The sequence below is a fragment of the Leisingera sp. NJS201 genome (assembly GCF_004535885.1).
Classification (GTDB): domain Bacteria; phylum Pseudomonadota; class Alphaproteobacteria; order Rhodobacterales; family Rhodobacteraceae; genus Leisingera.
In genome coordinates this window covers 46,060-59,825 of the sequence record NZ_CP038235.1, presented here as the reverse complement: position 1 = coordinate 59,825, position 13,766 = coordinate 46,060, and the positions used below count along the sequence as shown (strand labels likewise).

6 protein-coding genes and 1 pseudogene are annotated in these 13,766 nt (G+C 61.4%); 6 read left to right on the top strand and 1 reads right to left on the bottom strand.

The features are described 5' to 3' along the window. The first annotated feature begins 32 nt into the window (after positions 1–32). On the top strand, positions 33–1,373 hold the full coding sequence (glmM, locus tag ETW23_RS21860; protein ID WP_134831410.1) for a phosphoglucosamine mutase: 1,341 nt from the start codon (positions 33–35) through the stop codon (positions 1,371–1,373). A 74-nt stretch (positions 1,374–1,447) separates the two neighbouring features. On the opposite strand, the gene ETW23_RS25285 is transcribed toward glmM, so the two are convergent. Next, a complete protein-coding gene (locus ETW23_RS25285) occupies positions 1,448–1,636 on the bottom strand; it encodes a hypothetical protein (protein WP_167738183.1) in 189 nt (62 codons plus the stop codon). An 89-nt stretch (positions 1,637–1,725) separates the two neighbouring features. On the opposite strand from ETW23_RS25285, the gene ETW23_RS21855 reads away from it, so the two are divergent. The 5 genes and pseudogenes from ETW23_RS21855 to ETW23_RS21840 all read left to right on the top strand — a co-directional run bounded on the left by ETW23_RS21855 (position 1,726) and on the right by ETW23_RS21840 (position 13,706). Continuing rightward, the gene (locus ETW23_RS21855; protein ID WP_167738182.1) at positions 1,726–2,934 is read left to right on the top strand and encodes a glycosyltransferase family 4 protein; all 1,209 of its coding nucleotides are present in this window, start codon (positions 1,726–1,728) and stop codon (positions 2,932–2,934) included. A 279-nt stretch (positions 2,935–3,213) separates the two neighbouring features. Beyond that, a complete protein-coding gene (locus ETW23_RS21850) occupies positions 3,214–6,516 on the top strand; it encodes a glycosyltransferase (protein WP_167738181.1) in 3,303 nt (1,100 codons plus the stop codon). Positions 6,517–6,610: 94 nt separating this feature from the next. Then, positions 6,611–7,012 (top strand): annotated as a pseudogene (locus ETW23_RS26930) (class I SAM-dependent methyltransferase); the annotation flags it as partial. 144 nt (positions 7,013–7,156) lie between these two features. Then, complete coding sequence (locus ETW23_RS21845; RefSeq protein WP_254695232.1) at positions 7,157–11,554, top strand: glycosyltransferase; 4,398 nt, start codon at positions 7,157–7,159, stop codon at positions 11,552–11,554. Continuing rightward, on the top strand, positions 11,529–13,706 hold the full coding sequence (locus tag ETW23_RS21840; RefSeq protein WP_134831406.1) for a heparinase II/III family protein: 2,178 nt from the start codon (positions 11,529–11,531) through the stop codon (positions 13,704–13,706). The genes ETW23_RS21845 and ETW23_RS21840 overlap by 26 nt, the downstream gene beginning before the upstream one ends. The last annotated feature ends 60 nt before the right edge of the window (positions 13,707–13,766 follow it).

Genomic DNA, 13,766 nt, shown 5'->3' with positions numbered 1-13,766 from the left:
TGCAGGCAAGCGGATACAGAGGATCAGCAGCGATGACAAGACAGTATTTCGGCACCGACGGCATCCGTGGCCGGGCCAACACAGGTCCTATGACCGCCCCCTTCATGGTCCAGCTCGCCGCCGCCGTCGGCCAGTATTTCAACGCCACTTCTCGAACCCGCCGCGTCGTGATCGGCAAAGACACCCGGCGCTCCTGCTACATGCTGGAAAATGCTCTCACGGCCGGCTTCACCGCGGCCGGCATGGACGTCTTCGCCCTGGGGCCGCTGCCGACCCCGGCCGTGGGCCTGCTGACCCGCTCGATGCGCGCGGATCTGGGGGTGATGATCTCGGCCAGCCACAACCCGCACCACGACAACGGCATCAAATTCTTCGGCCCCGACGGCTTCAAACTGTCTGATGCGGCCGAGCAGGAGATCGAAGCCATCCTGGACGCCGGGACCAGTACCGCGGACACGGACCATCTCGGCCAAGTCACCCGGCTGAACGACTCCGCGGCACGCTATGTCGAATATGCCAAAACCACTCTCTCGGGCCGGACCCGGCTGGACGGTTTGAAAATCGTGATCGACTGCGCCAATGGCGCCGCCTACAAAGCCGCCCCGGAAGTGCTCTGGGAACTGGGCGCCGAGGTCATTCCGGTCGGCGTGGCCCCGAACGGCTACAACATCAACGATGGCTGCGGCTCTACCAATCCCGGCTTGGCAGCCAGGACGGTGCTGGAAACCGGCGCCGATCTAGCCATCTGCCTGGACGGCGACGCCGACCGCATCATTATGCTGGATGAGACCGGCACGGTGGTGGACGGAGACCAGATCATGGCGCTGCTGGCCTCTTACTGGGCCCGCAAGGGCCAGCTCAACCACAATACGCTGGTGGCCACGGTGATGTCGAACCTCGGCCTGGAGACCTATCTGGCGGACCAGGGCGTCACCCTGCGCCGCACCGCGGTCGGCGACCGCTATGTGGTCGAGGAAATGCGCCGCAACGGTTTCAACATGGGCGGCGAGCAATCCGGGCACATCGTGATCACCGACAACACCACCACCGGCGACGGGCTGCTGGCCGGTCTTCAGGTGCTGGCGCTCCTGAAGGAAACCGGCGAGAAAGCCAGCCGCCTGACCCGTCAATTCACACCGGTGCCGCAGCTGTTGCAGAACATCCGCTACACGCCGGGCCGGAACCCGCTGGACCAGGCCGCGGTACAGGAGGCGATCCGCCGCGGCGAGGCCGACCTGAACGGCAGCGGCCGCCTGCTGATCCGCAAATCCGGCACCGAGCCGCTGATCCGGGTGATGGGCGAAAGTCCGGATGAGGCGCTGCTGCAGAAAGTGGTGACCAACGTGGCGCAGACGGTCGCAGAGGCCGGGTGAGCCGCAGCCCGGAAAGTTTCCGTTCCGGTTTGCTGGCTGCCGCACAGGCTCTGCGGGCCTGCGGCCGGGCTGCATCAGAGCAGCAGCTGCAGCGGCAGGCCTTTCAATCTGCCGCTGATGCCGCCAGCATGTGGCGCCTTCTTCACCAAGCCCAAGACGCGGGCGACACCGGCAGCGCGCTCGCAGTCTACCGGGATCTCATCGCGGTCCTGGAACCTCAGCAAGGGGCGGCGGCTGCCGAAGCACTCAGCTATCTGGCTCAAGAGCCGGTTGCCGCCCTGCTCATGGCGGAAAGCCTCCCCCCCCGGCCCCCGCGCCGCTGAATTCCATTCCCGGCCGGGCAGTCTACCTGTTGAATTACGCCCTGCCGCAAGTGGCAAACGGCTACACTCTGCGCAGCCAGGCCATCGCCACCGCCCTGCAGAATCATGGGGTTGATCTGGTGTGCTTGACCCGGCCAGGCTTTCCCCTCGACCGCTCCCCGCCACGGGCTTTCCGCCCCGCAGACCAGGTGGCGAACGTCGAATACCTGCACGAAGCCCTGCCGGTCCTGGAAGGGTTTTCCGGGTTCTCCGCCTATCTGACCGCCGCCGCACATACTCTGGAGGCCCGCCTGCGCGCCCTGCGCCCTCAGATCGTCATTGCGGCTTCAAATTTTCAGATCGCGCTGCCCGGGCTGATTGCCGCCCGGCGCCTGGGCCTACCGTTCTGCTACGAAGTGCGCGGCTTCTGGGAGATCACCCAGCTGTCCGCGGATCCCAGCATCGAATCAACGCTGTTTTATCAGCTGCAATATGCCCTGGAATGCCGGACCGCGGCCCAGGCTGACCATGTCTTCGCCTTGGCTGCCCCGATGCAGGAAGAGCTGATCCGGCGCGGTGTGCCGACGGATAAGATCGCCCTGGCGCCCAACGGCTGCGATACCGCGAAATTCCTTCCGCAGCCCCGCAATGCAGCCCTGGCCGCACGCTATAAAATCCCGGAAGGCGTGCCCGTGATCGGATATATCGGCAGCTTCGTGCAATATGAAGGGCTGGACGATCTTATCCGCGCCTGTACTCTACTGCGGCAACAAGGGCTGGGCTTCCGACTGCTGCTGGCCGGCAGCGGGCCGGCAGAAGAAGACATCCTGCGCGTCGCCGCAAACTCCGGGCTGGAAGACAGGCTGATCATGCCGGGGCGCATCCCCCATGAAGAGGCCGCAGCCCATTACTCCCTGATCGACATTACGCCTTTCCCGCGCAAGCCGCAGCCTGTCACCGAACTGGTGCCGCCACTAAAACCGCTTGAGGCAATGGCGATGGAAAAGGCGGTTGTCGTCTCCTCGGTGCGGCCGCTCGCGGAGATGATCATAGATGGCGAAACCGGCGTTATTTTCGAAAAGGGCGATGCGGAAGACTTGGCCCGAACCCTGGCGCAGCTGATCGCCAATCCGGCGCTGCGCGCACGTTTGGGCAAGGCGGGGCGTAAATGGGCGGTTCAAGAGCGCAGCTGGGAAAAAACTGCAGCGGTGATTGCCCGCACAATCGGCGGCACTGTTTCAATGTCCAGAATACGATGAGGAATCTTTGCACCGAACCTGTTTACGGCGTGCGCTGCGGGCGGTATCAAAACCAAGCCTTTTCCAAACCGGACAAAGGTTATTTTCATTGGCTCAGCTTGGGTGCCTCACATCATGCACGTTGACGAGACCCGCAGCGGCCTGATCCAGGCGGCACGGGAACTGGAACGCTTAGGGCGGCAGAACTCTGCGATAGCGCTGCTGCAGTCTGCGGCCCGGGACGGCAACGACACAGCCCTTTTATGCGCGCTGCTAAAAACCGCAGAACGGGGACATGACTTGCAGGCGGCCCAAGCAGCCTTCCGGCGGTTAGAACAAATCCTTGGCTCGCGCAGCAGCGAACTGATCCGTATCCGCAACACCCGCCATGTCTTCGTGGAGTCCGGCTGGAACACGGACAAACCGCGGGTCGCTGGCATCATGGATGAGTTCACGGCCGCCAGCTTTGCGCCGGAGTGCGTGTACCTTCCCCTTGAGCCTGAACGCTGCATCACTCAGCTGACGCATTTCCAGCCGGCATTCGTATTTGTAGAATCGGCCTGGCATGGCAGCGGCGGCGGATGGAACCGTATGGTCAGCACACCTGCACCGCAACTCATTGGAATGCTGAAGTGGTGCAGGCAAAACGGCATCCCTTCCATTTTCTGGAACAAGGAAGACCCAGTCCACTTCCACACGTTCCTGGATGCTGCGCGCCTGTGCGACTTTGTCTTCACGACCGACATGGACTGCATCCCGTCCTATAAGGACGCTTTGGGTCACGAACAGGTCTACTTCCTGCCTTTCGCGGCCCAGCCTGAGACACACAATCCCATCGCCACAATGCCGCGCAAAGACGCGTTCAACTTTGCCGGTTCCTATTATCTGCGCTACCCCGAACGCCAGCGCGATCTCGCCGCCATGATCGAAGCGGCCCGCGCCCTGCGGCCTGTCGAAATCTACGACCGGCACCACGGCCAGGATCATCCGCACTATAAATTTCCGGACAAATACCAGCCGATGATCCTGGGTTCATTGCCGTTTTCTGAAATCGGCAAGGCCTACAAAGGCTACCGCTACGGCATCAACATAAACACCATCAAACAATCGCAGACTATGTTTGCCCGCAGGGTATACGAACTGATGGCTTCCAACACCGTGGTGTTCAGCAATTTTTCCCGCGGCATGCGGATGCTGTTCGGCGATCTGACAATCTGTTCGGATCAGCCCGCCCAACTGTCTGCCGTTTTTGAATCACTCACCACAGAGGACACAAGACACCGGAAGTTCCGGCTTCTGGGGCTGCGCAAAGCCATGCAGGAGCACAGCTATGCCGCGCGCCTGAAGTACATTATGGCCAAGGTTACCGGCGAGCCCTTCGAACCCAGTCTGCCAGCCGCCGCCCTGATTGCCTCTGCGGCCACCCCGGAGGAGGCCCGCAGGCTGACTGCAGCCTTCCTGGCCCAAGCCCACCCCTGCAAGCACCTGTTCCTGCTCGCTCCGGAAGCCGCCCTCTCCGGCAGCAGCGGCGATGTCTCGGTGTTCAGCCACGCCGAAGGCCTGCTGGCGGCGTTTGAGAATCGGCGCAGCGAATTTGCCTTCGCAGGCTGTCTCCATTCCGCAGATTACTACGGGGAACACTACCTGACCGACCTGCTGCTCGCGCCCCGCTACAGCGATGCCGACGGGTTCTCCAAGGGGTGTCATTTCAGTGCAACAGCTCATGGCACCGCCCTGCAGCGCGAAGATCTTCGCTATCGCGAAACCTGTTCCATGCGACCCGCCGCTGGCCTGTTGCGCAGCCGGCATCTGACGGGCAGCCTGCTGGCAGAATACCTCCGCAACCCGGCGGCAGTCACCGCCAAAGGCCTGCGCATCCTCGCTATTGACGAGTTCAACTATTGCCGCAACGGCGCTGCGGATCCCGCAGCGCAAGCCCTGGCCCGCGATATGGAGCTGCCCTGCCAAGGAGCTCCGTTAGCTCGCTTCTATGACATTGCCGAAGACTTGCCCGCTGCCAAACCTCGGCAACAGCCGCAAGCCCGCCCCCTGCCCACCCTGACCACCGCGAAATTCTTCTCCGAAGCTATCCTTCCCGAGGGCGAACCTCTGGCCAAGCGCCTGCATAACGGGCAGCTAGTGATTACTTCCCGGGATGGCCCCGCCGGACCGGCCTATGTCTGGATGGCAAGCAAATATCCGCGCGCCGCGCTTAATCTGGAAACCAACAGCTGGATCACCTTCGGCCTCGAGCACAGCTTGTCCCGGTGCCAGCTAGTCTGCGAGTATTACGACAGCCTGGGGCAGAAAATCAGTCATTCCATGCTCGGCAAAAGCGGACGCCACGCCCTGGCTCTGCCAGATCACTGCACACAAGTCCGATTTGGCTTGCGGCTGTGCGGTCCTGGAACGCTGGCGCTTTCCGACATTACCTTCGGCGAGCAGGCCGCCTTTCCTCCGGTGACTTCCGGGCGGTCCAGCATCCTGGTTTTAACCAAGCAATACCCCTCCTGCGATGACCTCTACAAATACGGTTTTCTGCATAGCCGCGTCCGAGGCTACCGCCAGCAAGGGCTGAATGCAGATGTCTTCCGCATCAACTCCGGCATCACGAAACTCTATGACGAATTTGAAAACATCGACGTCGCCACCGGGGATGCCGGGCTTCTGGACGCCACCCTGCGCAGCGGCCGTTATAAACATGTCTTGGTGCATCTTCTGGACCGGACTATGTGGGAAGTGCTGAAAAAGCATCTGCATAGGATCCAGGTCACAATCTGGATCCACGGTGCCGAGATCCAGCATTGGCAACGGCGGGCGTTTGAATTCACGCGCATGTCTGCCGCTCAGGTTGAGCAGAAGAAACAGCGAGCCAGTGCATACCTCAAGCTTTGGCGGGAGGTCTTCTCCAGCCCAGAGGCAAACCTGCATCTTGTTTTTATCTCCCGCACCTTGCTGGAAGAAGCCACCGCGGATGTTGGGCGACCGCCGCCGGAAGGCCGCCATTCGGTCATTCACAACTTCATTGACAGCGATATCTTCCGCTACTGCCCGAAAGCCTCCGAAGACCGCTTCCGCTTGCTTTCCATCCGGCCCTATGCAGGCCGCAAATACGCAAATGACCTAACCACTGCGGCAATCACGGCCCTCTCCCAAAGGCCGGGCTTCGAGGCGTATGAGATCACCATCGCCGGTGACGGCCCGGATTTTGATGAAGAGACGAAAGCGCTGCGGCGCTTCCCTAACGTGATATTGCATCAAGGCTTCTTAAGCCATGCGGAAATCGCGGATCTGCATCGCAAACACGGGATATTCATCACGCCAACCCGCTGGGACAGCCAAGGTGTTTCACGGGATGAAGCAATGGCTTCGGGACTGGTCCCGATCTCAACCCGCTGCTCCGCAGTGCCCGAATTCATGGACGAAACCTGCGGCATTATCACCCCGCCTGAAGATGCCTTAGCGATTGCTGATGCAATCGAAAGCCTGTCCCTGGATCCGGAGCTGTTTTTGCGCCTCTCACAGGCCGCTGCACAACGCACGCGTGCGCAATCGGGTTTCGCACAAACAATCGCGCACGAAATAGCCCTGATCAGAGCCTAGCATGCCAGAAATCTCAATATGTACCACCAAGAGGTTCCCTTGCTCTTTCCGCTCCTGTAGCAACCCCCAAACGTTTGATATTTGAGTACACGACATGTCCAGTATTACCTATGCTTCACCGGCTGCTGCCCCTCTCCCGGAGCAGAGCACATCCACCGCCCGCCAGAGGGGAGATGACGGGACCACAGCAAAAGCTCGCAACCACATTCATTGGGTTGCCTCTCAGGTCTCAGGGGAGAATGTCCTGGACATCGGCACTCGAGAAGGAACACTCCCGATCCTGTTGGGTCGAGAAGGTTTCCATGCTGTCGGTATAGATCTGGATGCAGAAGCCATTGCTTGCGCAAACAACTCACTCGCCGCAGAACCCGAAACTGTCCGTGAGCGCATTGAGTTTCGCAATGCCAGCCTTTTTCAAAGCAGCCTGGACCCTATTTTTGACAACATTGTTCTGAACGACGTCATCGGCCACGTCAGCAATGTGCCAAATTTTCTGCGCCTCGCTTTCACCCACCTGAAAGAAAACGGCCGCGCTATTTTGACCACGCCCTTCGGCGCCAGCACCGGCACAAACCGCAAGCACAATTTTTGCCTGAGTAATCTCAGCAGGCTGCTGCAGCCTTATGGGCAGCTGAATGTCATGAGTATTCAAGAAGGCTGTATCCGGGCTGTCTTGATCAAAAGCTCCGGTGACAAAGAAGCTGCCGCACTCCCCGTCTCACAGTTTCTCATCGAGACGGAACAGGCCACCATGCAGGTACAGGCAGATCTGCGGGGGGCCATAAGCAGGCTGCGACAGAACCGTCAGGACCAGAAAACGAAGCTGGCTGCCGCACAGCAAACCGCGGCGCATAGCGAACAGGCGCAGACCCTGCTGCAGCGCGAGCTCGCCACATGGCAAGCAGCAGCCCAGGTTTCCGAAGATAAGCTGCGGGGGCTGCAAACTGAAGTGCGCAAACTAAATGCCCAACTTCACTCCGGCCAGGAAGACGCCCGCGAGAACCGGGAAACTCTGATCCGGCTGCAAGCAGAGTACCGCACAGGCAAGGATAGCGCGGCAGAGGCCAGGGCCGTCTTTGAGGCCAAGCTGCAAGACGCATTCAGCAAAGAGCAGGCCGCCGTGGCTGCCTTGCAGGCTGACAAGGAACGCTGCGCTGCCCGGCTCGCAGATACCGAACAGCACAATGCGGTGCTGCAGGCGGAAAACCAGGACCTCAGAGCGCAGGCCGCTCAGCTCACCCAGGAAAATGAGGCCCGGCTGCAAGCAGAGTACCGCGCAGGCAAGGATAGCGCGGCAGAGGCCAGGGCCGTCTTTGAGGCCAAGCTGCAAGACGCATTCAGCAAAGAGCAGGCCGCCGTGGCTGCCTTGCAGGCTGACAAGGAACGCTGCGCTGCCCGGCTCGCAGATACCGAACAGCACAATGCGGTGCTGCAGGCGGAAAACCAGGACCTCAGAGCGCAGGCCGCTTCAAAGGCAAACAGTTCCGAATGGCTCAGCCTCCTGCCTGCAGAACTAGGAACGAAGGCACAACCGGCCGCCGATATCTGTCTGCAGCTGTCCAGCGCAGCCGCTGCGGCCGATCCGGAAGCTGCCTGCCTGCTCAGCTCTATCGCGCACAGCCTGATGCCGGGACCGCGCACGGACAAGATACATGGCTTTCGCCTGCTGCATGCAGGCTTGCACGAGCAAGCAGCGGCTTTGCTCGGCACCTTGGCGGAAACCGGTTACCCAGGCGTTTCCTCCGGTGAACAGCGGAAAATCGAAGCACTCCTGGCCGAAACCGAAAGCCCCGGCGCACAGCCGCAGCTGCGTGTGGCTGCGATCATGGACGAGTTTACCTACACATCTTATGCGCCGGAATGCGATCTCATGCAGCTCACTCCGGAAAACTGGCAGCAAGAGCTGCAAGACTTCCGCCCGCAGATGCTGTTCATTGAATCCGCTTGGCGCGGCAAAGACGACAAATGGGGCGCGAAGGTCGGTCATCTCAGCCCTGAGGTGCGGGGCATTGTGGCCTGGTGCAAAGACCTTCAGATCCCGACCGTGTTCTGGAACAAGGAAGATCCGGTTCATTTCGAAACCTTCCTGACCACAGCCGCGCAATTCGACATTGTCTGCACCACCGATCTGGACCGCGTTGGGTCCTACAAGGCAAAGCTGGGCCACAACCAGGTCTATTTCCTGCCCTTCGCCTGCCAGCCGGTGATCCATAACCCGATTGAAACCTGGGAACGCCAAGACGCCTTCTGCTTCGCCGGTGCCTACTACGTGCGCTATCCGGACCGGACCCGGGACTTAGAAAACTTCATCGAAGCTCTGCCTGGTTTCAGGCCGCTGGAGATTTATGACCGCAATTTCGGCAAAGACCACCCCGACTACATGTTCCCGGACGCCTACAAACCGTTCATCGTCGGCACACTGCCGCCAGCGCAAATTGACCGGGCCTACAAGGGATACCGCTTCGGCATCAACCTGAACTCCGTTAAAAACTCGCAAACCATGTTTGCCCGCCGGGTCTATGAGCTGCTCGGCTCAAACACCATCACGGTGTCCAACTATTCCCGCGGGTTGCGGCACATGTTCGGCAGCTTGGTGATCTCCAGCGACAACGGCAATGAAATCCTGGAGCAGTTAAAGAGTGCCGATCTGGACAAACTGCGCCTGGCCGGGCTGCGCAAGGTTATGAGCGAGCACACCTATGGCGCACGGCTGAACTATGTCTTCCGCAAGGCTGGCCTTACGGAAGACACATACCAACTGCCTCCAGTCACTGTGCTGGCACACGCACGGAACGAAAACGAAGCTCTGTCCCTGACCGCCCATTTCCGCCGCCAGGAAGGTGTGGAAGCGGCCCTTCTGCTGATTCTGGACAGCAGCCTAGCCTATCTCGCAGACGCGCTTGAAGACCACAACATCCGGACCGTCCCCGAAACAGACGCGGCCGCTTGCCTTCTGGAGAAAGCGATTGCTGGCGGCGCTTGGAGCGCCTGCATGACGGCTGCGGACTATTACGGGCCGAATTATCTGCGCGACCTGCTGCTGGCAACGCGCTACAGCCAGGCCGGGATCATCTGCAAGGCGGCGCATTATGCGTTTGAGGACGGCAGTGTGTCTCTCAAGGCTGACGGCCAGGCTTACCGCCCCGCCGCCACCGCAGCCCTGCGCCACGCCCTGCTGGCACCGCATTTTCTGCAAGGGCAAAGCCTGGAGCAGCTGCTGGCAGACCTGCCCAATGCCCGCGTCCCGGCCGGCCAGTTCCAGATCCTGTCAATCGACCCCTATAACTACTGCAAGAACGGCAGCCAGCCGGACGGCAGCCCTTGCTCCGGCGTTGCCGCCGCTGCAGATGATCTGCAGGCTCTTGACCTTGGCTATCCGCTGGGGAAACTGGAACAACGCGCAGAAACATGCCCGCCTGCGGCAGACGCCATCACCAGCGCTCCGGCCATTGCAGCCAGCGTCCTGATGGAAACGGTCAGCGCCCCGGCGGACGGCAGCATCGCTTGGGAAAAGGAGGCCGGCGGGCTGCTTCTGACCTCACAGCTTCCGGACGGCAAGCATGTCTATCTCTATCAGCCCGGGGAGCATGCCGTCAGCGATGTGAGCAAAAACGGCCAGCTGCGGCTGCATCTGGAAGCAGACCCGGGGCTGAATCTGCAATGCGCCGCCCTGTTTCTGGACAAGGACAAGCAGAGACTGGGCCATGTCATGGCCCCGATGAACAAGAACACCAAGGCCGGCCTTCCGGACGGCACTGCCTGGGTGCGTTTCGGCTTGCGGATCTATTCAGGCGGCCAGGCCGTGGTCAAACGCCTGCTCCTGGGGGAGCGCGCGCCGCAGCCCCTTCCGGTCCTCAGCAAGGCACGCCACCTGGTTCTGACCAATCACTACCCGTCCTGGGAGGATATTTACCGCAACGGTTTCGTGCACAGCCGGGTCAAGGCCTACCGCGAACAAGGCGAGGCCGTGGATGTCTTCCGCCTGCGTCCCGGCCAGGACCTGACCTGCCATGAGTTCGAGGGCATCGATTGCATGACCGGCAGCCGTCAGCAACTCAACTTCATGCTGTCGCAGGGCCTTTATGACACGGTGCTGGTGCATTTCCTGGACGAGGACATGTGGCAGGTTCTGGAACCGCATGTGCGCCGGGGCCTGCGCGTCATCGTTTGGGTGCACGGGGCCGAAGTGCAGCCCTGGTGGCGGCGGGAGTACAACTACCGGACCGAGGCAGAACTGGAAGCTGCAAAAGCTGCCAGCGATAAGCGGCTGGCCTTCTGGCGCGGTGTACTAACGGAGCTGCCCGCAAAGCTGCATCTGGTGTTTGTGTCGCAATACTTTGCCGACGAGGTTATGGAAGATGTCGGTATCACGCTTCCGCCGCGGCAATACAGCATCATCCACAATCCAATCGACACAAGGGTTTTTCATCATATCCCCAAAGAGGGCCCGCAAAGGCTGAAAATACTCTCGATCCGCCCCTTTGCCTCGGCCAAATATGCAAATGATCTCTCTGTGAAGGCGATCCTTCAGCTGAAGGAACAGCCCTTTTTCAATGAGCTTGAGTTCAGGATTATCGGGAAAGGTATCCTGTTTGAGGAACTCCTGGCGCCGCTGCGGGGCTTGCACAATGTCACCATCGAAGAGCGCTTTCTGTCCCAGAAGGAAATCTCCGCGCTTCACAAAGAATATGGTGTGTTCCTGAATCCGACGCGGATGGATGCCCAGGGCGTGTCGCGGGACGAGGCGATGGCCTCGGGGCTGGTGCCGGTGACGACGGATGTCGCGGCCATTCCGGAATTCGTCGACGAGACCTGCGGCTTCCTGGCGCCGCCGGAAGATGCCTCCGGTCTCGCCGCCGCGATCGAAGCGCTGTATCACGACCCCGCCCGCTTCCAGCAAATATCTGCCGCAGCCGCAGCCCGCGTGCGCCGCCAATCCGGCGGAGATCTCATCGTGGAACAAGAACTGCGCCTGTTTGCCAACCAACAAGAACAAGAGGAAATGCCAGGCCATGATGCCGGACTTGCAGCCCGCTGACGCCCGCCCCGACTTCCGCCAAGAGCCTCCGGAGCTGCCGGAGAGTCTTCATGGTCGGCAGATTCTGGATCGCCTGCACTACACCGTGCAAGGCGCCGGAGAGCATTTTTCTCGTGAGCTCCTCTCGGGGGATGGCGACATCACCCTGGACGGCGCGCATGTCACCGCCAGCTATTCCGGCGAGCTCGGCAGCTACCAGCTGCGGCTGAAACTGCCGTCCGCCTTCCTGGCAAATGGCGCTGGCGCCCGGATCCGGCTGCGCGGCTGGCAGCAGATCAGCTATATTGCCATCGGCTACAGCGGCTTCAGCGGCTTCGAGCACGTCAAGGCCAGCAACCCGGCACAGGACCAATGGTTCGACTTTTCCGCCGGCCATGGTGACCTCGCCTGGGGCTGGCAGCACGGCTGGGATCGTCCGGAAGACGCCCAAGCCCCCGACATCCGGCTCTACATCAAGGGCACACCGGGCGAGGCCGCACATCTGGATGTGGAGGATATGCTGCTGTGGCGGGAAGCGCCGCTCGACGGGGAGGCGCTGGCCGACCAGGACCTGGCCCTGCCGCCGCGGGTCCTGCACGCCATCCGCGCCTATGAGCTCAAATGCTTCCGCAGCTACCAGAGCCAGGCCCGGGCCTTTATGGAAGAGGGCAAATGCCCGCTCTACGGGGATGTGCTGCTGGACTGGCCCGCGGATGCGGTGCTGCCGCCCGCCCTGCCGGAAACCGGCACCTACCAGTTTTCCTGGCACGCCCTGCACCCGGCGGTGATGCTGATGCTTCATGCCCATGACACCGGCGAGACCGGGCCGCTGTTTGCCGCCCGCGACTTTGTCATGGGGTGGCTGGAGCGCAGCTACGACACACCGGACGCCAATATCAAATATGCCTGGTACGACCATGGCACTGCGGAACGCTGCCTGGCCATGCTGCAGCTTTACGGCCTCGGACAGGCGCATGGATTTGACAAGCGCTGCCAGGACCGGCTGCGGCGCGCGATCTTCCGCCATGCCCAACTGCTGGCCTCAGAGGTCTTCTATGCGGGCCACCAGCCGACGCGCTATCACAACCACGCCTGGTTCCAGGACCTGGTCCTGCTGGCAACCGCCCTGGCCTTTCCGCGCTGGCCCTGTGCTGCGCTCTGGATCAAAACCGCGATCGCCCGCCTGGAAGATCAGTTCGAGAAACTGATTGTGCGGGACGGAGGGTATTCCGTCTTTGTCGAAAACTCGATCGGCTATCACCACGGCGTCCAGCGGCTGATTGAATTTGCCGGCAACCTCGCCACCCTCAGCGGCCATCCCACGGAGATTCCCGCCGTCGCGGCAGAGCTTCAGAAATTCTCGGATTTCTTCCGCTACCCCGACAGCCGCCGCACCCTCAGCCAGGGCGACACCTTCCGCCTGCCCAATCAGGACGGGGTCAACCCGCGCGGCCAGATCCCCTATGGCAAGCCCGGCTTCACGGTGCTGCCAAAGGCCGGTTACGCCATCTGGCAGGGCAATCACCAAGACCGCCCCTTCATGCTGACGATGCTGGCGACGTCTCTTTCACGCACCCACAAGCACGAGGACAACCTAGCACTCTCGCTCTATTTCGACGGGGTGGAATGGCTGATCGACAACAGTTTCCATTCCCATGAATACACCGATCCGCTGCCCGCCTACCTGCGCTCGGCGGCAGCACATAACTGCGTCTGCCTGCCCGGTCAGGCCTATTCGATCGACCCTGGCCTGGCGCATTTGGACGGCCGCAGCGAAGACGGCATCTGCACCGCCGAAGGCACTCACGAAGCCTACGCCGGGCTGACCCTGGCGAGAAGCGTGAGCGGCCCGCTGACGCAGCTGGATTTCACCGGGCAGGACGGGATTTCGCAGCCGCAGGAGACCGCGCAGCTGCGCTTCCACTGCGGCGAGCATGTCACGGCCCGGCTGGAAGACGGCAAGGCGGTGCTGACGCATCCCGGCTCGGCGTTTTCGCTGATCATCGACTTCGGGGACCTGCCTGCGCGCATCGCCCGCGGCGAGCAGGACAGCACGCCGATGGCCGGCCTGGTCGGGCATCATTTCATGACCCACGCCGAAACCGATACGTTGATCATTGACCTGGCCGACCAGGAGACCGCCCGCTGGCGGGTCAGCGCGGTTGAAAACTGAACGGGCTTCAGGCGGGACCAACCCAAGTCCCGCCTGAAGCCCCTGGGTAAGAAGCATCTC

Bases quoted from the DNA above. Each gene is read 5' to 3' on its own strand.
- glmM (WP_134831410.1), top strand. From the start codon at position 33: ATGACAAGACAGTATTTCGGCACCGACGGCATCCGTGGCCGGGCCAAC.
- ETW23_RS21845 (WP_254695232.1), top strand. From the start codon at position 7,157: ATGAGTATTCAAGAAGGCTGTATCCGGGCTGTCTTGATCAAAAGCTCC.
- ETW23_RS21840 (WP_134831406.1), top strand. From the start codon at position 11,529: ATGATGCCGGACTTGCAGCCCGCTGACGCCCGCCCCGACTTCCGCCAA.